The following is a 24,100-nucleotide window of genomic DNA, read 5'->3' as shown; positions in this document are numbered from 1 at the left end:
TAGATGAAAGATCTGGTGATTCTTACGTCTTGTGTCTTACGTCTCTTGTCTTGTATCTTGACATTAGAATTGCAGATTGGCGCCTACCGTGAACGTACGTGGATTCGGATAGTGGCCCGTGTCGACGTTCATCAGCTTGATGCTGTTGTTGAACGCGCCGATTTCGGGGTCGTAGCCGGAATAATTTGTGAAGGTTTTCAGGTTCTGAATCGAGCCATAAACCCGCAGGTTTTGAATCTTCACTTTGTTAAGCAGCGTCTTTGGAAGCCGGTAGCCTAATGTAATGTTCTGAATCCGGGCGTAGGACGCATCTTCTACGTAGCGATCCGACATGGCTGTGTTATTCTTGTTCGTATTTGTGAACCGGGGCAACGCACCGTTCGGGTTGGCTTCCGTGTACCGATCATTCACTGTTTTCAATTGGTTAGTATAGGCATTGTTCAGGCCTTCCAGCTGCCAGCGCAGGAAGTTAAACGCCTTGGCACCCTGACTGCCCTGCAGGAAGATCGAGAAGTCCAGATCGCCGTAATTCAACGTATTGGTGAAGCCCCAAGTGAACTTCGGTAATGGACTGCCAATGAACGTGTAGTCCTGCGCGTCGATTTTCTTGTCGCCGTTGATGTCTTTGAAGCGAATGTCGCCCAGCCAGGTTTCGGTCGAATTTACCTTGTAGCCAAACTGCGGGAGACTGGCGTCCAGCTCAGCCGGCGTGCGGAACAGTCCATCTGTTTTCAACCCCCAGAACGAACCCACCGGATTGCCAGGCGTCGTATGCGTAATCAAATAGTTGTTGTAATATACCTTGCCATCCAGCGCTGAAGCCGCACTCGCTGCTTTGTCGTAGCTGTTGGTATATTGCGTGAACACGACGTTGGTCTTCCAGCTAAAATTGCCTTTCTGGATGTTGGTGGTTGTCAGGCCAATATCAACACCTGTGTTGGTCATCTGGCCAGCGTTACCGAGAGGTGCTTTCAGATCGTCCCACTGATCGCCCACGCCAATCAGGTTCGGGCCGGTCAGGAAGATGATCATGTCGGACGTTACCTTTTTGTAGACATCAATCGTCGCGTCGATACGTCCTCCAAAGAAGCCCAGGTCAACCCCGGCGTTAGTCGTTCTGACCGACTCCCATTTCAGATTCGGGTTTGGAATCCCGTTGATCATGTTCGAGGAACCAAAACCAACCGGACCGGAGAAGAATTGTACCGCTCCGACGTAAGCCGGGTTAGGCGCGCCACCAGGGAAGTTCTGGTTACCCACCAGCCCGTAGCCGACCCGTAGTTTAGCGTAGCTCAATACGTTCGACACCGCTCCTTTCATGAACTTCTCGTTCGAAATCGTCCAGCCCGCCGATACACCGGGGAAATACCCCCACCGGTTGTTTGGCCCGAAGTTCGAGGAACCATCCGCCCGGAAACTGGCCGACAGCGAGTACCGATCATCGTACGTATAGTTGGCGCGGGCGAAATATGACTCCATCGCCCATTGGCCTTTGCCCCCGCTCAGCCCCCAGGTTGTCTGGTCGGCGCTACCGGTGCTGAGGTCAAAAATATTGGCTTGCAAATCCACTTTCGTACCCGAAATCGACTGGTAGTACGAGTTCTGAACCTGGTGACCTACTGTGGCCTGGAAGCCGTGTTTCTGTAGGTTCTTGTTGTACGTCAGGTAGTTCGTCAGCGACCAGTAATAGCTATCAGAACGAGAGTCGATCAGTTTGCTGCGGAACGCCGTACTGCCTACGTTACCCGCTTTCTGAAACGCAATGTTATTATCCTGACCCAGCGAATACGACAGTTCGTTCCGTAGCGAGAGGTCTTTCAATAATTGCACTTCGGCATATAAACTTCCGAAGACATTGTTCGAGGTTTTGGTATTGCCCCGGAACTCACTATTGCCGACGAGATTCGAGCCGTTGTATTGAACACCTCCAACCGTCTGACCGCCACCCCAGGTGCCATCCAGATTTTTCACGGGTGTCAGCGGACTGGTCGACGCACCCCACCAGATCGTTCCTTCGGCCGCATCGGCCAGCGATACGTTCTGAATACTACGCGATACGTTGGCGCTGATACCGACTTTCACCCAGCTTTTCAACTGGCTGTCGATGCTGAACCGACTCGAATACCGCTTGAAATCTGATCCGAGCAGAATCCCTTTATTATCGAAATAATTCAGCGAGAGGTAGTACGTAGTTTTGTCTTTCCCGCCCGAAAAGCTCAGTTGGTGGTTGTTGATTTTTCCATGCTGGAACATCGCTTCCTGCCAGTCGGTACCCGTACCCAGTAAATCCGGGTTTCTAAACTCATCCGACACCGGATTACCAATGATCGGTAGTACTTCGTTCTGATACCGGGCGAAGTCCCGCAGATCCATCAGGTTCAGCCGCTTGGCCACTTCCGAAACGCCGGTGTACATTTCGTAGTTGATCTTGCCTTCGCCCTGCTTGCCTTTTTTCGTCGTCACCAGAATGACCCCGTTGGCCGCCTGTGACCCGTAAATAGCCTGTGCCGACGCATCTTTCAGTACGTCGATGCTCTCAATGTCGTTGGGGTTCAGCATGGCCATGACGCTATTTCCGGTTTGTCCGTCGCCACCGCCCAGACCTGCATACCCTGTGCTGGACGACGTGTTGCCCCGCACAAACGGTACCCCATCAATCACGAATAGCGGGTCGTTGCTGTTGATCGACGTAACACCACGTACCTGGATCGATACGCCACCGCCCGGCTGGCCGCCATTGCTGGTAACCGTTACCCCAGCCGCTTTACCCTGTAAAAGCTGATCGATACCAGCCGCCGGAATGTCTTTCAGATCAGCCGCTTTCACCGTGGTGATCGATGACGTAACATCCGAACGCTTCGCGGTACCGTACCCAATCCGAACAACAACTTCGTCGAGCGATTGATCGCCCGTTTGGAGCGTAATGTTCAACGTAGTTTTCGAGCCAACCTCGACTTCCTGCGTTTTCATCCCGATAAAGGAAATAACCAGCGTTTTTGATCCGGCAGGCAGATTAATTGAAAACTCTCCGTTAACGTTTGTAGTCGTTCCGAGCGTAGTGCCTTTCACTGATACCGTCGCGCCCGGGAGCGGACTTCCTTTTTCGTCAGATATCGTTCCTTTTATCAACGCTTTGGCATCCGATGGCCCATTCGCCATGGTTTTAGCCGCTTTTATGCTCGCCAGTGCAGTCTGGTTTTTATCCAGGGCTGCATTGGTCATGGCTCGTTCCTGCGCGTGGACGCTTATCCAGCTGCTCAGGATGAAAGCCCCCGAAAGCACATGTTTGATCATATACAATAGAAATTAATTGTGAACTTAGGTAATAGAGTTAGTGGATTATTTAGCTTATTGTGTGGCTGTCAGCCTATTATGTTAGCCGTTCGTTTAAGCGATAGCTGGAGCCGTTTTGATTAGTTTATGCATGGGGAGCGAGATCATGACCGACGTGCCTTTTCCCTCTTCACTCTGCCACATGACCTGCCCGCCGAGGTAGGCAATTCGTGATTTAATGTTCGCCAAGCCATTGCCACTGGTGGGTTCTTCCGAAAAATTACCGCCCTGCCCATCATCATCGACGCTGATTAGAGCGGTTTCATCGTTGGTCATAATCTGTATTGTAATTGTCTGTGCATGAGCATGTTTCAGGGCATTGTTCAGTAGTTCCTGAATTACCCGATACATCATAGCAGAGGCCTCTTCACCTAAGGTTGGTAATTCGCCGTAATGCTCCAGTACCAGCGTTGTTTCGTTGACTAAATTAAGCTTTTGCACCAGATCCTCCAGCGCAGGAATGAGTCCAAACGTCGACAGCGCATACGGCCGTAAATCATTGGAAATCAAGCGAGTTTCGGTACAGGCTTCGTCCAGAAACTGGTTCAGTGGCTCTTTCACCGACAACGGCAACTGCTCCTGATGGGCTTCAACAAACAGCTTAATTCGTGACAACTGAATCCCCAGACCATCGTGTAAATCGCGGGCAATCCGGCTCCGTTCACCCTCCTGCCCTTCGATCATAGCCCGTAATGACTTCAGTTCCAGTTGCCGGATCTGCTGCTGGGCAATCACGGCCTGCTGGCGCGCTATCAACTTCTGCTGCCGCCGTAAGTACACCAAAGCGGCTACGCCTACGATACTGATGACCAGAATACCGACCAGCATCGAATTCAGAAAACGCTGACTCTGACTTTGCTCCTCGGCCAGTTGTTTCTCAACGGCCAGGGTTTTGATCTGACTGTCCAATTCCTGCAACCGGATGCTTTTTGTCTGCTCCGATTCATAAAACTGATTCGCAAAGGCCGCCGTCTTCAAGGCCCAGGCATACGCTTGCCTGTAATCGCCCATGCGCGAATAGGCGTCGGCGGAATGCTTGGACAATTCCCGTAACATCCCTACGTTTTTCTCCGCTTCGGCCAGTTTATAGCTTTTCTGGTATGTATCGATGGCAACCTGCGAATGGTTCCTGAACTGTTCGACAATGCCCAGATAAAAGTAATTCAGGCTGATCAGCCAACTGACGTTCAGGCGCTGAGAGATCGCTAAGCTCCGGCTGGCGAAATACTGCGCGGAATCGGGATTTTTGATCCGCGAATACGTATTGGCTAGCAGGTTCAGGGCAAACGCCTGTGAAAAGGCTTGCTTATACTGGACACTCATGCGTTCGGTTTCGCGCAATTCCGTTGCTAAATTCGTTGGTATAGGTTCTTTTTTCTGGGCGATGTTCGCCAGACCCAGCCGGCACTCAATGACCTTGGGCATGTTACGTGTCCGCTCGAAAAACTGACGTGCTTTTTTTATGTACTTCTCCGCAGACGCCTGCATAAAATAATCATGCGTGTAGTAATCCCCGATCGCGATGTGCGCATTGTAATAGCCTGCCGAGTCGCCCGTCAGGTTGTAATATTTCAGGCCGTTGAAATACGAGTCCAGTGTGTACTTATTGTAGCCATACAGCTGATGGTAAAAGCCGCCCAACTGCTCATACGCTTTGGCTGCCGGACCATAGTTTTTAGCCAACACCAGTTGTTTGATTTCTTTTTTGAGACTGTCAATGGTTGGCGTCTGGGCTATGGCTCTCCCTTCCTGCCCTAAAACAGTCATCGCTACGAGCAATAGAGCCCCTAGTCCTGTTTTTCGCAGCAGAAAGAACGTAGTGTCAACCGTCATTGGTGATTGATCGCTAATTGGATTCGGTGATTAGTCAATGTATTGCATTTCCATCGCGGTCTTGATCAGCAGGGCCGTGTTGGGAACACTGAACTTCATTAACAAACTGCTTCGATGAAACTCAACCGCTTTGGCGCTCACAAACAATTGCGTGGCCATTTGTTGAGTTGTCAGTCCCTGCGCCATAAGCGTCAGTACTTCCGACTCGCGGGGCGTCAGGTTTGGTTTTACACCTGCCGACGATTTCCTCGCTCGAGGTCCCTCATGGAGAAGAATCGACGTAATGGTTTCGTTGAAATAGTGCTTCCCCTGATAAACGGTGTGAATGGCCTGCAGCAATTCTGTCTTCGTTGTATTCTTCAGTAAATAGCCCTTGGCGCCTTTCTTTACCACCCGTTTGATTAAGCTGGCATCGTCGTGCATGGTCAGCGCAATCGCACTCGTCATTGGGTACGTGCGGGTAATGTACTCGCAAAGCCCAAGGCCGTCGTCAATGTGGGGGAACGACATATCCAGTAACACAACGTCGATTGTATTACGGGCCAGTTGTTCGATGACCGATGATACGCTATAACACCGATGGGTTACTTCAATTTCCGGAGAGCCGGAAATCAGCGACTCGATTCCCTCGACAAAGACATTATGATCATCCGCTATCAGTACCCGTATCATGAAGTGACGTTGCTACGTATTGGTTCTTTCAAAGAAAAAACCCGTTATGTCCCTTTTTAATTTGACTGGTCAATTAAATAGTTGAACAATCTTATTAAATAGAACTTTGTTTAGCAAAAGTAGGACTAAGTGTACCGATCAAAGAATAGTGAAAACCCGATTTTATATAAACTTAGGGAAAACCCTACAAACAAAGCGAACGCTGGGGAGGTTACGACAGGTCTTTCAATTACCCGAATGTCCTAATCAGGGCCCATCGAATTGGACTAAATAGCATAACCCCGCTGGAACGGTCGGCTGCAACCGTCCCAGCGGGGTTATGCAAAAAGAAACCGTTCTGTTTATTTCGGCACGAACAATACGGCGTCGGCTACGACAATTCCGTTGGTGTCTTTGGTGGATACGTCTACATAACTTTTCTTGCCGGATGACAGGTTAACTGATCCCAGCGATACCCATTCGCCCGAGGTTTGCCCTTCGACCCGAATATCGGATTCACGGATGGTCAAGTTTTTCGTTTGGTTTCCGTCAGATACGGTAATCGTTGTCGTGGGTGACGCACCAGCCAATTTCGGGAAATACATGTACACCTGATACATGCCGGCTTTCGCTACGTCGGGCGTAAACCGTATCGTTTTTAGCGCTTCCCCTGCGCCTTTCGTCGTAAAATAACTGGGTCCATAAGCGCCTTTAGGATTATTGTCTCGCGTCCAGTCGCCGGTGCGGGTCACGTGGGCTTCGTCATCGTTATCGACCAGAATTTCGGGCGTACTGCCATCCGCTAATGGGTTAGCTTTCAACGTATTTTGTAGTTTCGCTACGTCTACAGCCTGCACCGACGTCTTACCGTCAATCGCCATACTGGCCGCTATGGCCGACGATTGGGCCAGCACCATGAAAACCGGTTCCATCCGAATCGATCCATAAGCAATATGGCTGGCCGACAAACAGACTGGTACCAACAGATTTTTACACTCGCTCGCTTTCGGGATTAAGCAACGGTACGAGATTGGATAGGGCGGAAATCCACCTTCCTCTACGTTCCCCTCATTCTTGACCATCTTCTGACCATCTTTCTCGATCACGATCCGCTGGCAATTGTGCGAGTCCATCGTGTAGGCCGCCATGCCAACGCCATCTGAAACCACCTCGCGCCCCTGACAGTTGGCCTGCGTCATGACGTATTCACCGATCATGCGCCGGGCTTCGCGCACGTACATCTGCGTCGACCAGTTACCAGAATCGGTGTATTCATCTTTCGGATACCCGTATTTGAGCATTTCAGTCTGGATGTCTTTGCGCATGCGGGGATCATGCCCGATAAAGTACAGCAGCCCTTTATTGTACAGCTCATGTTCCCGCTGAATCTCAGCCCGCCGTTCATAACTCGCTTCGGGGAAATCGTAGTTCACGCCGATCATATCCGTGGAAAAGGGACCGTTGTTGTTGATGTCCGTTTTCTGATTCGGCATCTTGTCGGGTTTCAGGATCGTGTTGAACGCCAGTTTCGGATTCTTGTCGATGGCCCGCAACAACAGTTCATAGCGAGTCGAATCGTAGCCTTCGGGTTTTGTGATGGGAATCCGATTAGCGGGATCGCTCGTCAGGCAAATGCGAAAGTTATACGCCTGCACCTGTTTATTCCCCGTTCCTGCGGGTAAAACCTTTCCCGTACTGATGCCCCACAATAACCCACTTTCGGGCTTGCCGGGAATTTTATACGGGTCTACCCCATCCACAAACTGGTGCTTATTGAGCAGTTGAAAACCGTTGAAAGTTTCGTTGTACATCTTGTTGTCTTCCCGCCCGACGGTATAGCTAACGCCCGCTTTCGCCATCAGATCTCCCTCATACGTACAGTCGAGAAACATCTTCGCGTTGAGAGTTCGATTGCCACCCGACTGAGCCGTTGACGGTTCCAGCGTAATGCTCTGAATACTGCCATTTTGCTTCTTTACCGACACCAGCCGATACGAATACACTACGTTTACATCAGCGCGTTTGACGTATTCCCTGTACAAATCTTCCGCTACGTGTGGCTCAAAAATCCACTGCTCGAACTTGCCGTAATGCTTTCCGATACGTCGATAATAATCACGGGCAATACCCGAAATAGCGTATTTGTTGCCGATATCGGTATACCCCAGGCCGCCCGTCGTCAGTCCGCCGAGGTGCCGGCCCGGTTCAATCAGGATTACCGATTTTCCCATTTTTTTAGCGGTGTAAGCGGCAATCACACCCGCCGACGAGCCTCCATATACGCACACATCAACCGTAACGGGCGCGGTCTGGGCAAACGAGATCAGGGTATAGAACGTAACGACAGTGAAAAGAATAAGTCGTTTTTTCATGCGTGAATAAAAGTTAAGGCGAACTAAATGATCCGATAGGTACCACGGACTTTAGTCCGTACAGCGCCTGGCATCCGATACGGGCTAAAGCCCGTGGTACCCACTCAACATAGTTAAGGCGCTATGCTGGCTCCGGCCAGCCTTAGTACCCCGGATTTTGGGTTAGTTGCGAATTTACGTCGCGCTCCGTTTGCGGAATCGGGAACAGATAGTGGTGTTCATCTATGGCAATCGTCGGGTTCTGTGCTTTTATAGCACCGATCAGCTTTTTTGTGCGAGCCAGATCATACCAGCGATGCCCTTCGAAGGCTAGCTCCAGCCGACGCTCCAACAACACGCTATCCCGAAACTGGGCCTGACTCAGATTTGGCGTTAGATTGGGTAACCCAGCCCGGTTGCGAATCCGGTTCATCATGGTGTAGGCATCGGCACTATTCGCAGCCTGTTCGTTCAGCGCTTCCGCATACATTAGCATGACGTCGGGATACCGGATAATGGGGTAATTATTTCCGCCATCGCCGTTACCGGTTGCGGTTGGATCGAGGTATTTGTAGACGTAACACGGAAACAACACACTCGCCGGAGCTGCCGGCGTGGACGTAGCGGAGTAGAGTCGCAACGTAACGTTTCGGCGTTTATCATCCGCGCGATACGCCCGATACAGGTTTTCGGTTGGGGGATCATCACCAAAACCGGAAATCCCATTCACCCGGTCGAAATTGGGGCGCATGTAGCCCTGCATCCAGCTACCTTCGTTAAAACCACCGCTGAGTGCCTGCATTTCAAATACCGCTTCCTTCCCATTTTTATTGGCAATCAGAAAGGCGTCGGCAAAGTTGGCCCAAAGGTCATACGCATTCAGGTCCATCACTTCTTTGGCTTTGGCCGACGCCTTGGCCCAGTCCTGGCGTGTCAGGTACACTTTAGCCAGAAATGCTTTGGCGGCTCCCTTCGTGGCCCGTCCCCGGTCGGCGGTGGAATACGTCGTGGGCAGAATAGTCTCCGCTTCGGTAAAATCCTGGATGATCAGGGTATACACATCATTCAACGGCGCCCGCGCTACGTTCAGATTGCTGAGCGAAGTAGTTTCAGCGGTAATGATTGGTACGTCCCCAAACAATCGAACCAGCGTAAAATAATAGAACGCCCGCATGAATTTAGCCTCGGCAACGTAACGCGCTTTCAGACTCTCGTCCATCGCAATTCCCGGCACACGAGTGATCACCGTATTGGCCCGGTTAATGGCCGAATAAACGGTCGACCAGATGGATTGGAACGTAACGGTGGCTGGTGTGAACGTGTATTTGTCGAGGTCATTCTTGGGCTGGTTGGCCGTCGACCGCCCGTTGCCCCATTCAGCGTCGTCGGTCGCCTGATCCTGCAAAATCCACATCACCTGCGCATACAGATTCGAGGAGTTCAACGGATCATAAACCGCACTGACGGCAGCTTTGGCATCGTCGGCGTTCTTATAAAAATTCGTCGGGGTAAAATTGGATTCAGGCGTCTGGTTCAGCACTTCGCAGGATGTCATCGCGCTGAACAAAAGGCCGACAAGCAATATGGTCTTTTTCATGAAAGTTCGTGTTGAGGGTTAGAAACCAACGTTTAGGCCGAAGAGGATTGTCTTAGCCGATGGGTAACTGGCGTAGTCGAAACCCTGGCTCCGGCTGTCCTGACCAAAGCGATTCACTTCCGGATCGTAGCCCGAATAACTAGTCCAGGTCAGGTAGTTCTGTGCCGTCGCATACACCCGTAACGACTGAATTTTCAGACTTTTCAGCACCGATGCCGGCAGGTTATACGCCAGTTGAATATTTTTCAGCCGGAGATACGAACCGTCTTCAATCTGCCGGGTCGAGATGCGGTTAGCGGGCCGGGTTGTCGACGCCCGTGGCATATCGGTATTCGTATTTGTCGGGGTCCAGCGGCTCAGTACGTCGCGGTCCTGGTTGGTCGTAGCATTCAGGTATTCCAACTCAAACCGGTTCGCATTCAGGATGTTGTTACCATATACGCCCTGAAAAAACGCGGTAAGCTCCACGCCTTTGTACGAGAACGTATTGCTGATCCCACCAATGAATTTGGGCTGCGCGCGACCGATGATCGTCCGGTCGTTATCGTCGATTTTCTTATCACCATTGAGGTCGAGGTATTTCCGGTCGCCGGGTTTCCGGGCCTGTGGATCGCTCAGGGCGGTCAGTTCATCGGTCGTCTGATACAACCCATTCGTTACGTATCCATAGAACGAACCCAGCGGTTCCCCTACCCGGATGATGCCCGAATTGAGGTTCTGGCCGATGTTCGCTACGTTACCCGCGAAAATCTGCGGAGCTCCGCCAATATCCAGTACGTTATTCCGGTTGAGGGCGAAGTTTACGTCGGTACTCCATTTAAAATCACCATCGATATTGCGCGACGAAATGCCCAACTCAATCCCTTTATTCTCGACCCGACCTAAGTTTTTAATCGCACTTGAATAGCCCGACGTGCTCGGAATCGTTACGTTCAGTAGCAGGTCTTTGGTTCGTTTCAGGTACGCGTCGGCGGTCAACGTAATGCGGTTGTTCAGGAAACCAACATCCACCCCCACGTCAGCCTGCGTCGTCGTTTCCCAGGACAGATCCGGGTTCGCAATCTGATTGGGTCCAAGTCCGGTCGACACGACATTGCCAAAGACGTAGTTTTGCGTACCCAACAACGAATAGGCCGGATAATTACCGACGCCATCCTGGTTACCGGTGGAGCCATACGTTGCCCGAAGTTTCAGGTCGTTGATGACCCGGTTGTTTTTCAGGAAGCTTTCTTCCGAAACCCGCCAGGCCAACGCAACAGACGGGAAATAACCATACTGTTTATTGGACCCAAAACGCGAGGACCCATCGGCACGGAACGAGGCCGTCAGCAGGTATTTGTCCTTGTAGCCGTAGTTAATTCGGGACAGGTACGATTCGAGTCCCCAGGTGCCGATGCCCGAACTAGGTGTCAAGGGTACAGAACCCGAACCCAGATTCCCTGATCCCAGATTATCGTTGACAAAATTCCGGGCCGACGCAGTGCTGCTTTCCGTACGGTTCCCCTGCTGCGTGTAGCCCAGCAACACCGTTACGTTGTGAACGGTATTGACCGTGCGGGTATACGTAAGCAGATTTTCATTCAGCCACGTAATGGACTGGGAGTTATATATGGAAGCCGCTCCACCCTGCGCCAAGCCACTTGACACGGAGCGCGGCAGATACGAATCCTGCTTCTGTAAAACACCGTCGATTCCCAGCGAAACGCGTAGATTCAGCCCATCAATGATTTGATAATCGCCAAAAACATTGCCGAAGACCCGGTAGGCGGTGTTCCGGTTTTTATTATCACGCGCCAAAGCCACGGGATTGTCGGCCGTAAAAGCCAGCGCTGGATCGGTGATCAGGTAATTTCCGTCGGCACTACGTACCGGCAGAATCGGTGGAAACTGTAGAGCAGCAATTGTCACTAAACCGGCGCTGCCTAGATCGCCGTCGGTACGGGCCTGATTTGTCACGGTCCGGCTCACGGTCAGGCTATTGCCTACTTTAATTTTATTAGTCAGTTTCCGATCCAGATTGACCCGGAAAGAATAGCGGTCAAAATCGGAGTTAACCACAATTCCGTTCTGTTTGAAATAACCGCCCGAAACGGCGTACTGCGTTCGCTCATCGCCCCCGCTCATCGACAGCTGGTAGTTCGACATGGGTGCCTGACGGAAAATTTCGTCCTGCCAGTCGGTGCCTGTGCCAAACGCGTCAATCTGAGCCTGCGTGTACACTCCCGGACGACCTTCGTTGGTGTTGGCGTCGTTGACAAACTGTGCGTATTCCCGCCCATTCAGGACTGGATATTTCCGGCGCACGTTCTGAATTCCGTAATACGCGTCAAAATTGATCGTCGACTTACCCGCCTTACCCCGTTTGGTGGTGATGATCACAACTCCATTGGACCCGCGCGACCCATAAATCGCCGTCGATGACGCGTCTTTCAGAACCGACATCGACTCAATATCGCTGGGATTGAGGGTGCTCAATACGTTGAAATTCGATCCGCTACCAGCGCCATCATTCTTGAACGGAATCCCGTCGATGACGTATAACGGTTCGTTATCCCCCTGAATCGAGTTACCCCCCCGAATGCGGATGCTGGTGGTACCGCCCGGTGCCCCGGAGTTCTGCGTAATCTGTACGCCTGCGGCCCGGCCCTGCAACGCCTGATCAAGCGACGTAACGGCCACTTTCCGAATCTCTTCCACGGGAACGGTCGCGACAGCGCCCGTCAAATCGCTTTTCTTGACCTGGCCATATCCCACGACTACCACCTCGTTCAAGGCTTTGGTATCGGGCACTAATTGCACGTCGATCGTTGAGCGATTCCGCACCGGCATCTCCTGACTCACATACCCCACAAAGCTGAAGACCAACGTAACATCGCTACGGTCGTTCGGTACGTTGATCTGGTAGCGTCCCTGGGCGTCGGTCGTTGTTCCTCTGGGCGATCCTTTTACTACCACACTCACCCCCGGCAGCGTTTCGTCCGTTTCGCCCGTTACGCGACCCGATACCCGAACGTCAGCCGGAACAGACTCGCTCACGTGAAGACCCGGCAGGGTCATTAAGCCGAACAACGGAACTGGCGCCGAGACAGCCGCCGTTGCCGACTCTGCTACGTTAGCCGGTGCTTTATCGCTGTTTTTGGGCGGCAGAATCAAATAAGCTCCAGAACGCATTTTTTTGAACCGCATTCCATACGGTTTCAGAATCGCATTCAGATTTGTTTCCAGACGAGCGTTCAAGTCAAGCGATTCCAGCGAAATTAAGTGACTCGACACGACCGATTCTTCGAACAGAATATCAACTCCGTAGTGATCTTTCAGTTGTAAAAGCGTCTGTTTAAGCGCCTGATGGGCTGTCGGCAAGCTGTTCGGCTTGCCCGACTGGCTTTTGGTGGTAAGCTGGGTGGTTCGGGCAAACGCCAGCGTTTGGGCTGATGTAGGACCGTAGCCTACGCCAAGCAACCAACCCGCTGTTAATGCAAGAGGTAATGATTTTCTCATTGAGCGATTTGGGATTCAGAAGTTGTTGAAAAAACGAGTTGTTGATCACGGTGAATCACGTGCAGGTTCAGCAGTTCGGCGAGGGCTTCGGCGAGTTCGTCAGACGAACCCGCGCGGATAGTGCCGGTGAGCGTTCGGCGCGCCAATGCCGGGTCGGACAGTTGCACCGTTACGCCAAATACGTTCTGAATCTGACGTGCTACCTCCCGCAAGGGCGTATCATTGAAACGAAACTGCCGGTAACGCCATTGGGCAAACCGGGTGGTATCGACCTGTGGCCGAAGCTGTAAGGCCCCCTGGGCGTCGAGTGTGACCTGATCGCCAGGCTTCATCATCACATCCTGCCCCGGTCGGTCGGCAGTTGCATAATGGAGGTTTACCCGCCCGCGTTTCAGGACCACCTCGGTGCGCGCGGAGTGACTACGTATCGAAAACTCCGTTCCTAATACTTCTATTGATAGCCCATCAGCAGTTTGAACAACGAATGGCTGGTCGTTGGGCAGATGTTTTACATCAAAAACCGCATCGCCCGTCAAGGAGACCTGGCGCGAAAGCCATCCGTAACCCACCCGGGGTATGCGAATCGCCGAATTACTGTTGAGCGCAACCGTTGACCCGTCGGAAAGCTTCAGCGAACGAAGTTGACCGGAGCCAGCAGCAATCGTCCTGTAGAACAATCGTTCACGTAGCAGCAAGCCTCCGGTAAGTAAAGCAAAGGCAAACGCAATCGAAGCAGCTACTAACCACCGTCCCAGCGTCCAGTAGGAACGCGGCTCATTAACGATGGGACGTATTGGCATAGGCTGGTTTTCATCCGGCGAATCAAGTCGGTGTCGAAGTTGCGCTACGTGGTGTGCTACGTTGGGCGCGTATTGGGGAAACAATCGTTCCCACTCATCGAGCCACTGAAAATACGTCTCCCGGTTTTCTGGTCGAGCCAGCCATTCGCGGATTACGTTCTGCTGAACCGACGTTGCCTGTCCAGCAAAATAGCTGAATACTACTTCTTTAGAAGGTTCCATGATGTGATGTCTTACTTGAAGCCTATGCTAGTGTCGCCAATAGTAGCAGCCCACAGCTAATCAGTTTTTGTTGACGCAGCAATTGCCGTACGGTCGAAACAGCCCGTAACAAGTGGTTTTCAACGGTTTTAGGAGCTAGATCCAGCGCTTCTGCGATTTCCTTATAGGATTTCCCTTCAAACCGGTTCAGCAAAAAGACGCGTTGCTGTTGCGGAGACAGTTGCTGCACAGCCTGTTCCAGCGCCCGATACAATTCATCCTGCTGCATCAGTCGGTCCGGTTGCGAAGCGTCTAGATCCGGTCGATCCAGATCGTCGGGCAAGGTCTCCTGCCGCCCCATTTCCCAACGCAGGCTATTATACGCCCGATTACGTACCGCCTGATACAGATAGGCCCGATACGACCCTGTGATTTGCCGGTAAAGCTCCTTCTGATAAAAGGTAAAAAACAGGTCAGCAACGATGTCTTCGGCCAACTGCCGATCATAGACAAACCGAACAGCGTGGCTACACAACGGCGCGAAATATTGCCGAAAAAGCAGTTCACACCCTAGTTTTGGATCGGCAGCAAACGTATTCCGAATAAACAGCTCGCCGTTAGTAGCCGTCAATAACGTTGACGCATGGGCGTCAGTCTGCGGCAAAGGTGCTGGACCAGTTGGTAGCGGGTCGGTAGAACGATGAACTGAAAATGCGTTAGCAGGCATCAGATCGGAAGGTTTATATCCATAAGACAAGTAGGTCAGAAAAATCCCCCAGTTGATTTTAATTTTTTATTTACAAAATGCAAAATACAAATAGGTAATCCTTGATTCGCATTCCCTTTTCCAGACGTACATTGATCACCATCCCAAAGCCAAGTCTTTACCATGCCCTTTTTATCCTTTATCCGGAATACGATCTTCCTCTCCGGCTTTTTTCTGGCTTGTGTTTCTGGTGCGATAGCTCAGTCGAAAGCTCCGGTCAAAACCTACACCTTTCTGATTTATCACAAACTGAATCCCGGCCTGACGATCCAGGACGCATTGCCGGTTGAGCGGGAGTGGAAAAAGATTAATCAGGCGGCTGTTGATGAAGGTAAGCTCGAAGGCTGGTATATGACGGTCAAGCAGTTTACGTCGAATCCGAACCAAACCGAGTATGACTACGTAACAAAGATCGTTTCGCGGGAAATGGCGATTAAAGGCGCATCACCCGAAGCGATGACCCGTATCTATGGCGATAGTATTCAGGCGAAAATGGCTGATCTACAACGACGCGACCGGGCTACAGCCCCAGTGGTTAAAATGGAAATCTGGGAAACCATGGAAGATACGTTTGCACCAGCCTTTGCTCCCGGCAGTTCCAACCTGATGATTATCGACCGAATGCGTCGCCGAAATCCGGGTGCTGATTATCAGAGTTCATTAAGCCAGATGAAGCGGTTAGGCGAAGAACGTATCAAACAAAATACACTCCTGGGCTGGGACTTCTCGGCCTTGCTGATTCCCAACGGCAGCGAGAAGGAATATGAATTTAGCACAACTAACTACGTATCAACTATGAACGCCGTTGCTGACCCGTCTTATAAACAGTCACGCACGCAACTAGCGCCGACTTTCGACGTAGTACGGCAGGAAGTGTATCGATTTCAGGAATATACAACCAAACCGAATCCTTAGCGAGAAGTTCTCCTTACAGGCAGGTTTATGGGCTTAACGGTAGATGAAAACTATGAATCCGAAGGATACCGATTTACACGGCAACGTTCCCGATACGTCTCCGGTGGCTTTATTGATCATCGATATGATTAACGACCTGGAATTTCCGGGCGGAGACGAATTAGCCGAGCCCGCCCGCGTAGCTGCCGAGCATATTGCCGTCCTGAAACGCCGGGCAAAAGCGCTGGGTATTCCCGTCATCTACGTCAATGATAATTTTGGCCGGTGGCGATCCGACTTCAAAGAAGCCGTCGATCACGTTCGAAACGACGGGGTTCGCGGAGAATTTCTGGCCAGTATTCTCAGTCCGGAATCTGACGATTATGTCGTTTTAAAACCAAAACACTCGTCTTTTTACGTAACTACACTGGATACACTGCTCGTCTACCTTCAGACCAAACATCTGATTCTGACAGGAATGACGACGGACTCATGCATCCTTTTCACCGCTAACGACGCGTACATGCGTGACTTCAACATCAGCATCCCATCCGATTGTGTAGCCGCCATCAAACCTACCTATACGAACGATGCGCTTGCATATATGAAGCGGCTGCTGGGAGCAGATGTAACCCCGTCCAGCCAACTTGATCTGGCCACACTCTGCCAGGATGTATCGCTTGTTTAATTCGTAAAATCAATCCCTTCCCGCAGTACCAATGAAACAATCTTTTCTGGCGCTATCGCTTTTTTTACTGATGGTTTTACCCACCAAAGCCGCTCCCGGTGATACCCACATTGTGATTGAAACCCAGCAGACCGCCCTGGTGATCCGGGTCGATAAAGAGCAGATACCGACGCTGGTGCATCTGGGAGCTAAACTACGTAACACGGCTGAGTACGGAGCCATTCCTCAAAACGGCAAGCGGGGCGAGGATTATACCGGCATTTATAATTCAGTCTATACGCCCGCTGGTAGCCGAAATTTACTGGAACCCGCCATTCAGGTGACCCATGCCGACGGCAATCCTTCGCTCGACCTTCACTACGTTCGGCACGAAACCCAACCCGCAGGCGATGGCATTGTGCTAACGAAAGTGTACCTGAAAGACCCACAGTATCCATTTGACGTAACGCTGTATTACAAAGCGTATCAGAAAGAAGACGTTATTGAGCAGTGGGCCACGATTCGCCATGCGGAGAAAAAGCCGATAACCATGCAGAAATATGCGTCGGCGAACCTCTATATTCCCGCCGAAAAATACTACCTGACGCATTTCCACGGCGACTGGGCCAATGAAATGAATCCGTCGGAGATCCAGCTTACCGAAGGGATTAAAGTACTGGACACAAAGCTGGGTACGCGCGCCGACTTGTTCCAGCCACCGTCATTTCTGGTGTCGCTCAACCAACCTGCCGACGAAGATCGGGGCGAGGTAATTGCCGGTACGCTGGCCTGGTCGGGAAATTACCAGCTGGCGTTTGAAGTCGATCCACTGCATAACCTACGGATTATTCCGGGCATTAACCCATACGCATCGGCCTATATGTTAGCGCCCAATCAGGAGTTTACCACGCCCGCCTTTCTGTTCACGTATTCGCAACAGGGAACGGGTGTGGCCAGCCGAAGCCTGCATCGCTGGGCACGCAAACACCGTATTCCGCAGGGACAGGGCAACCGCTTGACGCTGCTCAACAACTGGGAAGCGACGTATTTCGATTTCAACGAGGAAAAGCTCTCAACGCTTATCAAAGACGGCAAAAAACTAGGCGTCGATTTGTTCCTTCTGGATGACGGCTGGTTCGGTAACAAGTATCCCCGTAACGACGACCACACGAGTTTGGGTGACTGGCAGGAGAACGCCAAAAAACTACCTCATGGCCTGGGATACCTGGTAAAAGAAGCGGAAAGTTCGGGTATCAAATTCGGCATCTGGCTGGAACCGGAGATGGTTAGCCCGATAAGTGAGCTGTACGAAAAACATCCGGACTGGGTCATTAAGCTGCCGAATCGCCAGGAATATTACTTCCGGAATCAGTTGGTGCTCGATCTGACGAACCCGAAAGTGCAGGATTTTGTCTATGAAGTCGTGAATGGCATCATGACCAAAAATCCGACGCTAAGCTATATTAAGTGGGATTGCAACGCGGTGATTTACAACGCTTACTCGTCTACCAGCCAAAATCAATCGAACCTCTACGTCGATTATGTTCAGGGGCTGTACAAAGTAGTCGAGCGCATTCGGGCGAAGTACCCTACCCTGCCGATGATGCTCTGTTCGGGGGGTGGTGGCCGCGTGGATTACGGCGCGCTACGTTACTTTACCGAATACTGGCCCAGCGATAACACCGACGGACTGGAGCGGGTATTTATTCAGTGGAATTATTCGTACTTCTTCCCGGCTATCGCGAGTTGCAACCACGTAACGGACTGGGGCAAACAACCGATCAAGTTCCGCACCGACGTAGCGATGATGGGTAAAATCGGGTACGATATCGTCGTCAGCAAACTCACCGAACCTGAACTGCAATTCAGTCAGGAAGCCCTGAAAACTTACGACCGAATCAAACCCATCATCTGGCAGGGCGACCAGTTCCGGTTAGCCTCACCCTACACCAGCGACGTAGCGTCACTCCTGTACGTCAACGAAGCGCAGGACCGGGCCGTTTGGTTTACGTATCTGGTCAAAAACCGGTACAAAGCAGGCAGCGTAGCGCCGATCAAACTGAAAGGACTCAACCCCGACAAGACCTATAAAATTCAGGAGTTGAACGTCTATCCCGGCACGAAGTCGGCAGTTAACCCATCAACCGCAACGTACTCCGGCAATTACCTCATGACAATTGGTTTTAACCCCCAGGTAAGTTCTCGGCGGGAGAGTGTGGTACTGGAAGTGAGTGAGGTAAAATAAAAGGTACCACGGACTTTAGTCCGTTAGGAGTGGAAGCCGATAATTAACTACCTTAACGGACTGAAGTCCGCGATACCGTTTTTACTCGAGCAGTTAATAAAACTCACGTCTTACTGCTGATCGCCACTAAGGCCGGGATGATAAACAACTCCTTTCTTAGTTACGACACAGGGAGAAGAGTATAGTTTATCACCTGTGATAGATTCCCATTTTTTTGCTCCTGTTATCGCATCTATAGCATATAGTTTTCGATCTTCACTACTTACATAAACGACTCCATTCCCTATTGTGGGGTCCTTGACAAAATCTCCTGCAGTGAATTTCCATTTTTCAGCGCCAGTCAGTGCATCAACCGCATATAATTTAGAACCATTACCTGAATAAACTATTCCATTCGCTACAATGGGGCTTGAACTTCTTCCAACATCTCTCCCAAGCTCCCATTTTTTTGTACCAGTCAACGCATCAAGTGCATATAAATTAAAGGGAGTTGTAACATAAACAATTCCATTAGCTACTGTAGGATTACCTATGAAATTTCTGTCCTGAAAAAAAGTCCCTATCATAAATTCCCATTTTTTAATCCCTGTCTGTGCATCAAGTGCGTAGAGTTTATCCCCTCCTACATAAACTACTCCGTTGACTACGGTGGGATTAGGCGCAAACCCTTCGACAGATGTGAATTCCCATATTTTACCTCCCGTCTTTGCATTCAGGGCGTATAGTTTACGGTAATCTATTGCATAGACAATATCATTAGATACCGTTGGATTAAACCAGGTTTTGTAGATTGATTGATCAAACTCCCATTTTTTCACACCAGTCAGCGCATCAAGAGCATAAAGTTTATCACTTCCAAAATACACCAAACCATTAGTTACAGTAGGACAAGATAGAATGTTGTAGCCCGCTATAAACTCCCATTTTTTTATGCCCGTTACTGCATCGACAGCGTATAGTCTTCCATCAGCACTTCCTATATAGACGATCCCACTGGCGACTGTCGGACTTGAAAAAATTAAATCTCCCGCTAAAAATTCCCATTTTTTAGTACCTGTTGCCGCGTTGAAAGCGTAAAGTTTACTTTCAAGACTACCACCAACGTAAACGGTTTCATCCTCATCCGGCTCTTCGGGCGGATTGACATGGTCAGTGCAGGAAAAGATTGTAAAGCAGATAAGGCTTACGAAGAGGAAGCGTAAGGATAGAGAGCGAAAAAAGTGCTTCAAAGTCATCATGTTTAGAGGCTCCTGTTTTTATCGAATCGAAAATTATAGGCTTTTTAATACAATTCAAAAGACAATACAGGTTACGTTAAATATCAACTTTGTCTGCAATTCAGAAAACAATTTAGCAACACGCCCGCCCCGTCCAGTAAGCTGACGAGTCGGGCGTGTTGACTAAATTGTATCAATGCCTGTTACCTTCCCGGTTGCGGCTTTTCTTCCGGAATGGGGTCGCCTTTCCGCTGGAACGCGATCCATTCCAGTGCGAGCAAATTCTTCCCGTCGGGTTTGACGAAGACGAAGTACAAATCGTGTTTGCCGCCCGAATTCTGAATCGGCGCTGTTACGTCGGCATATTTGCGGTTATCGCCAGTTGCGGTTGTGCTGACGGTGCTAATGACCGGACCCGTTGGTGAATCGGTACGTACCTCAATGGTAGCGCTCTGGTCCTTCGATGCGTAGTGATACGTTAGCTGATCGATGCCTTTCAGATCAATTGCCTTCAGAATAAAATACGACTGATCGTTAATGCTATTTAAGCGTCTTCCCTGCTTCGAGATTTTATACAGAGAATCGGCTTCGGTCACCATCAATTTGGTCGGACGTAACACCAACGCATCACTTTTCATCAGCGCCAGTTTGGGCTGCGCTCCGCCCGCGCTGCCTTTATCCAGATACGAAGCCGTCAGAATATACCGGCTCGACTGGTCGTTGCCAAGGTGATCTTTCAGAGTCAAACTTCCCTGTTGAGGCAACTGATTATTAGTAGGCTGAACACCCAGCGAGAAAATGTATTTCACCATTTCCGTGGTCTCATCGCGCGAGAGTTGCGGGTGTGCACTCATGGCGTGTTCGCCCCAGACGCCACCGCCCCCCGTAATGATTTTGTTCGCCAGCTTCGCCGTAGCCGTTTTGTCACCCTGATACCGTTTGGCAATGTCGGTAAACGATGGACCAACCGACTTGGCGGCTACTTGGTGACAGGCTTTACAGTCACTACCCGCAATCAGCGATTTACCCAGGTTATACGAGGCCGAAATCTGCTGGTGACCCATCTGCTGCTCATTCCCGGCCACTTTCGGGATGTACGTTAGGGCAATCTTCAGGTTTTTCTTATCAATCGCTTTATCTTCTCTGTCGCTTACAGCCACTGAATAATTTAGGGGCGTCTGATTCGGGAAGAAGAACGTACTGTTATCCGTTGTGGCAATCGCAACGGTCGGCGTCGTATTGCCAACTTTGATCGTTAACGTATCGGTCGCTTTCTGACCAGCGGGGTCCGTTACGGTCAGAACAGCTTTGTAAATACCATTCTTTTTGAACGTGTACGTTGGTGTCGCTTCGGTTGAGGCCACCGTATTGCCCTCAAACCGCCATTGATACCGTAACTGATCTTTATCGTAATCGTAACTTGTGTTCGTAAAAGTCACTTTCAGCGGAGTCAGGCCAATCGTGTCTTTAGCAGTGATTTGAGCAATAGGAGCGCGGTTACCTGGGTTGAAATCGATACGTACCAGCCGAGCATCTTCGTTGTCGATGCCATAAACCGAGCCGTACTCCAGCATGTAAAACGATCCCTCCGGCCCAATTTCCATATCGACCGGTCGCCGAAAGTCTCCCCGCGTCGGCATGAACCGCTCCATGTACTGGTAATTCTGCTGGTCATCTAAGCGTACCGCAAACACCCAGTTACGCATCCAGTCGTACATAAACAGTGCCCTGTCGTAATAAGCGGGCATCTTTGTTTTCGACTGAAGCGCGGCATTGTAGTGATAAACCGGGCCGCCCATCGCACAACGACCACCAACACCCAGCTCAGGAAATTCGTCGGATTTGTTATACGGATACCAGACCATAGCCTTAGTCGTGGGGGGTAATTGTTTCGCCCCCGTATTGTTGGGCGAATTGTTGACAGGTGTCTGTGGATCGAACAAATTACCCACCGCTTTCGTGGCGAAATCATACTGGTGATAGGGTTTGCTATCGCCCACAAAGAATGGCCAACCATAATTGCCGGGCTTTTTCGCCTGGTTAAATTCATCGTATCCACGAGGTCCCTGCGGTCCATCGACACCGGAGTCCGGCCCAATTTCGCCCCAGTATACAATTGACGTAGCCGGGTCGACCGAAATGCGGTACGGGTTACGACACCCCATTACGTAAATTTCGGGCCGGGTTCCGGTGGTGCCTTTTGGAAACAGATTGCCTTCTGGAATCGTGTAGGAACCATCGGACTCAACGTGTATGCGCAGAATTTTGCCTCGTAAGTCGTTCGGGTTTCCGGCTGACCGGGCCGCATCAAATGTCAGCCGATCCTGTCGCCAATCGGTCGGTGAAAAGCCGCTTGACTCAAACGGCACCGTATTATCACCTGTTGAAATAAAGAGGTTGCCGTGCGTGTCCCAGGTCATCGAACCGCCCGTATGTGCACTGACTTCCAGATCGATCGGAAATTCGATAATGGGCTTCTCGCTGGCCAGATCCAACGTACTGTCGTCGTTGATTTTAAACCGGGCGATACGTTGTTTGGTCTGGTTGTTATCCTGAATGGTGTAGAAAAAGTAGAGATAATGATTCTGCTTGAAATTCGGGTCAATGGTCATCCCCAGCAACCCATTCAGGTATTTCTCGACGGCTTTCACCGGAAAATCGTGCAGCAATCGGGTTTTCTTCTGGACGGGATCGTACATATAGAACTTACCGTGCCGCTCGACGAAGAACACGCGACCATCGGGCGCTACGGCCAGTTCCATCGGCTCGTTAAGGTCGTTGGAGAGGATTGTTTTCGTAAACCGGTTTTCTTCCGGCCGATTGGCGGTATCGATCGCAACCGTTGCGGATTGACGTAACGGCTGGTCAGGTTTCTCAACCAAACTCCCTAAGGGAGCAAGCAGACCCAATAAAGCACTACCCAGCGATACGTAGTTAAATAGAGATGAAACCATAACTTTTGCCGTGATTTATTCGAGTGATGGAAACCGTTTGTAGGTTTCCCACATTATATCCTGACAAAAGCGTGTTTAGCACTGGGTCTAACTATGTGTTCAATTTGGTATCGCGGACTTTAGTCCGCAAGGCTGTAGGCAGATCATCAATAACTACAATTTAGCCTACGGCTATGCGGACTAAAGTCCACGATACCAAAACGAATCACTCCAATGGCTTGACGGTATAGCCTTTTTTTCGGAGCAGACTAATTACCCCTTTATCATTGCCCAGATGACCAGCGCCGAAGGCAAAAAACGTTGACTTTTCCTTTGCCGCTTTTTCGATCACCGGAATCCAGCTGGCGTTACGTTCGTTTAACAGACTTTCTTCATACTGCGAAAAGTCGCCCCCGCTGAACTCGCTGGTTTTCATAGCATTCATCAGTTTGGCGAGGTCATGGCTTTTGTACAACGTAATGAAGTCGGTGAATTCTTTCTTCGCTTCCTCGGGCTTTTTAGCCATATCGACCAATCCTTTTAATTGCTCCTGCATGGGAATCTTATCGATCGCATTCAGTTGAGTTGATAAGTTCTCTAAGCCCAGCACTTCTTTCTTTTCACTGGCCGCCATCTGCGCAAACGTCAGATCATACGAAGCTGGCTGGCAGGGCAATACGGTCATGTACATCATCGAGAGCAATGCAATTGGCTTAAGCATGCCCATCTGCGCCAGGCCCATGTGCATTTTCTGATTCAGGTAGTTGTCCAGTACCGTATAGTCTTCGGGTTTGAGTAGATCCTTTATCGTTTTCCCGGCGGGCATCATCATGGCTTTCTGCATGTCCATCATCATGTTCGGGTCGTCCATGTCGAGTTCCAAATACACCTGCTGACTCTCGCCAATCGATTTCTTAATGGCATCGGTAATCGTTAAATCCGCTGGGCAAACCAGATGGAACGTACCGTAGAGATACGATGGCTTCGATAGACCCGGTCCCGTAACTTCATACAGAAGCGCGTTGTCCTGTGCCTGTGTATTGAGTAAAGTTCCTGCTAGTAACAGGCCAGACAGAGCGAGTTGAGTGGTAATACGTTTTATCATCATCGTTAA

At 50.6% G+C, this 24,100-nt stretch carries 14 protein-coding genes; 3 read left to right on the top strand and 11 right to left on the bottom strand.

Going from position 1 to position 24,100, the window contains the following annotated elements; all coding sequences use genetic code 11:
• Positions 1 to 63: 63 nt before the first annotated feature.
• From IC230_RS14060 to IC230_RS14025, 8 genes are all read right to left on the bottom strand, one after another.
• On the bottom strand, positions 64 to 3,294 hold the full coding sequence (locus IC230_RS14060) for a SusC/RagA family TonB-linked outer membrane protein (RefSeq protein ID WP_191039657.1): 3,231 nt from the start codon (positions 3,292 to 3,294) through the stop codon (positions 64 to 66).
• A gap of 93 nt (positions 3,295 to 3,387) precedes the next feature.
• Positions 3,388 to 5,166: an ATP-binding protein gene (locus IC230_RS14055; protein WP_191039656.1), complete on the bottom strand. Its 1,779-nt coding sequence runs from the start codon at positions 5,164 to 5,166 to the stop codon at positions 3,388 to 3,390.
• Positions 5,167 to 5,196: 30 nt separating this feature from the next.
• Positions 5,197 to 5,838 (bottom strand): response regulator, encoded by a 642-nt coding sequence (locus IC230_RS14050; protein ID WP_191039655.1) that lies wholly within the window; start codon positions 5,836 to 5,838, stop codon positions 5,197 to 5,199.
• A gap of 341 nt (positions 5,839 to 6,179) precedes the next feature.
• Entirely contained in the window at positions 6,180 to 8,189 is a 2,010-nt protein-coding gene (locus tag IC230_RS14045; RefSeq protein WP_191039654.1) for an FAD-dependent oxidoreductase, read from the bottom strand.
• Between the two features lie 142 nt (positions 8,190 to 8,331).
• Positions 8,332 to 9,765, bottom strand: coding sequence for a RagB/SusD family nutrient uptake outer membrane protein (locus IC230_RS14040; protein WP_191039653.1), 1,434 nt, complete (start codon positions 9,763 to 9,765; stop codon positions 8,332 to 8,334).
• An 18-nt stretch (positions 9,766 to 9,783) separates the two neighbouring features.
• Positions 9,784 to 13,263 (bottom strand): SusC/RagA family TonB-linked outer membrane protein, encoded by a 3,480-nt coding sequence (locus IC230_RS14035; protein ID WP_191039652.1) that lies wholly within the window; start codon positions 13,261 to 13,263, stop codon positions 9,784 to 9,786.
• On the bottom strand, positions 13,260 to 14,285 hold the full coding sequence (locus IC230_RS14030) for a FecR family protein (RefSeq protein ID WP_191039651.1): 1,026 nt from the start codon (positions 14,283 to 14,285) through the stop codon (positions 13,260 to 13,262). The genes IC230_RS14035 and IC230_RS14030 overlap by 4 nt, the downstream gene beginning before the upstream one ends.
• Positions 14,286 to 14,307: 22 nt before the next feature.
• Entirely contained in the window at positions 14,308 to 14,991 is a 684-nt protein-coding gene (locus IC230_RS14025) for a sigma-70 family RNA polymerase sigma factor (protein WP_191039650.1), read from the bottom strand.
• 162 nt (positions 14,992 to 15,153) lie between these two features.
• Here IC230_RS14025 and IC230_RS14020 point away from each other — a divergent pair, with 162 nt between their 5' ends.
• The 3 genes from IC230_RS14020 to IC230_RS14010 are packed head-to-tail and all read left to right on the top strand — an operon-like array spanning position 15,154 to position 18,836.
• Positions 15,154 to 15,945 carry a hypothetical protein gene (locus tag IC230_RS14020; RefSeq protein ID WP_191039649.1) on the top strand — a complete coding sequence of 264 codons (792 nt, stop codon included), beginning with the start codon at positions 15,154 to 15,156 and terminating at the stop codon, positions 15,943 to 15,945.
• Between the two features lie 52 nt (positions 15,946 to 15,997).
• Positions 15,998 to 16,612 (top strand): cysteine hydrolase family protein, encoded by a 615-nt coding sequence (locus IC230_RS14015; protein ID WP_191039648.1) that lies wholly within the window; start codon positions 15,998 to 16,000, stop codon positions 16,610 to 16,612.
• 31 nt (positions 16,613 to 16,643) lie between these two features.
• On the top strand, positions 16,644 to 18,836 hold the full coding sequence (locus tag IC230_RS14010) for an alpha-galactosidase (protein ID WP_191039647.1): 2,193 nt from the start codon (positions 16,644 to 16,646) through the stop codon (positions 18,834 to 18,836).
• A 110-nt stretch (positions 18,837 to 18,946) separates the two neighbouring features.
• Here the strand turns inward: IC230_RS14010 and IC230_RS14005 are convergent, their stop codons facing one another.
• The 3 genes from IC230_RS14005 to IC230_RS13995 form a co-directional block, all read right to left on the bottom strand.
• Positions 18,947 to 20,065: an outer membrane protein assembly factor BamB family protein gene (locus IC230_RS14005; RefSeq protein ID WP_191039646.1), complete on the bottom strand. Its 1,119-nt coding sequence runs from the start codon at positions 20,063 to 20,065 to the stop codon at positions 18,947 to 18,949.
• Positions 20,066 to 20,256: 191 nt separating this feature from the next.
• Entirely contained in the window at positions 20,257 to 23,007 is a 2,751-nt protein-coding gene (locus IC230_RS14000; protein WP_191039645.1) for a PQQ-dependent sugar dehydrogenase, read from the bottom strand.
• Positions 23,008 to 23,212: 205 nt separating this feature from the next.
• Positions 23,213 to 24,094 (bottom strand): TraB/GumN family protein, encoded by an 882-nt coding sequence (locus IC230_RS13995; protein WP_317171796.1) that lies wholly within the window; start codon positions 24,092 to 24,094, stop codon positions 23,213 to 23,215.
• Positions 24,095 to 24,100 lie beyond the last annotated feature (6 nt).

Origin of the sequence: Spirosoma validum (assembly GCF_014699035.1) — a bacterium.
In the GTDB taxonomy this organism is placed as follows: Bacteria; Bacteroidota; Bacteroidia; order Cytophagales; family Spirosomataceae; genus Spirosoma; species Spirosoma validum.
This window is presented reverse-complemented; position numbering and strand designations above follow the sequence as displayed.

What these genes read in the sequence shown, in the direction of transcription:
- IC230_RS14055 (WP_191039656.1), bottom strand. Translation starts at nt 5,166, where the DNA reads ATGACGGTTGACACTACGTTCTTTCTGCTGCGAAAAACAGGACTAGGG.
- IC230_RS13995 (WP_317171796.1), bottom strand. Translation starts at nt 24,094, where the DNA reads ATGATGATAAAACGTATTACCACTCAACTCGCTCTGTCTGGCCTGTTA.
- IC230_RS14015 (WP_191039648.1), top strand. Translation starts at nt 15,998, where the DNA reads ATGAATCCGAAGGATACCGATTTACACGGCAACGTTCCCGATACGTCT.
- IC230_RS14035 (WP_191039652.1), bottom strand. Translation starts at nt 13,263, where the DNA reads ATGAGAAAATCATTACCTCTTGCATTAACAGCGGGTTGGTTGCTTGGC.
- IC230_RS14025 (WP_191039650.1), bottom strand. Translation starts at nt 14,991, where the DNA reads ATGCCTGCTAACGCATTTTCAGTTCATCGTTCTACCGACCCGCTACCA.
- IC230_RS14020 (WP_191039649.1), top strand. Translation starts at nt 15,154, where the DNA reads ATGCCCTTTTTATCCTTTATCCGGAATACGATCTTCCTCTCCGGCTTT.
- IC230_RS14040 (WP_191039653.1), bottom strand. Translation starts at nt 9,765, where the DNA reads ATGAAAAAGACCATATTGCTTGTCGGCCTTTTGTTCAGCGCGATGACA.
- IC230_RS14060 (WP_191039657.1), bottom strand. Translation starts at nt 3,294, where the DNA reads ATGATCAAACATGTGCTTTCGGGGGCTTTCATCCTGAGCAGCTGGATA.
- IC230_RS14000 (WP_191039645.1), bottom strand. Translation starts at nt 23,007, where the DNA reads ATGGTTTCATCTCTATTTAACTACGTATCGCTGGGTAGTGCTTTATTG.
- IC230_RS14030 (WP_191039651.1), bottom strand. Translation starts at nt 14,285, where the DNA reads ATGGAACCTTCTAAAGAAGTAGTATTCAGCTATTTTGCTGGACAGGCA.
- IC230_RS14010 (WP_191039647.1), top strand. Translation starts at nt 16,644, where the DNA reads ATGAAACAATCTTTTCTGGCGCTATCGCTTTTTTTACTGATGGTTTTA.
- IC230_RS14050 (WP_191039655.1), bottom strand. Translation starts at nt 5,838, where the DNA reads ATGATACGGGTACTGATAGCGGATGATCATAATGTCTTTGTCGAGGGA.
- IC230_RS14045 (WP_191039654.1), bottom strand. Translation starts at nt 8,189, where the DNA reads ATGAAAAAACGACTTATTCTTTTCACTGTCGTTACGTTCTATACCCTG.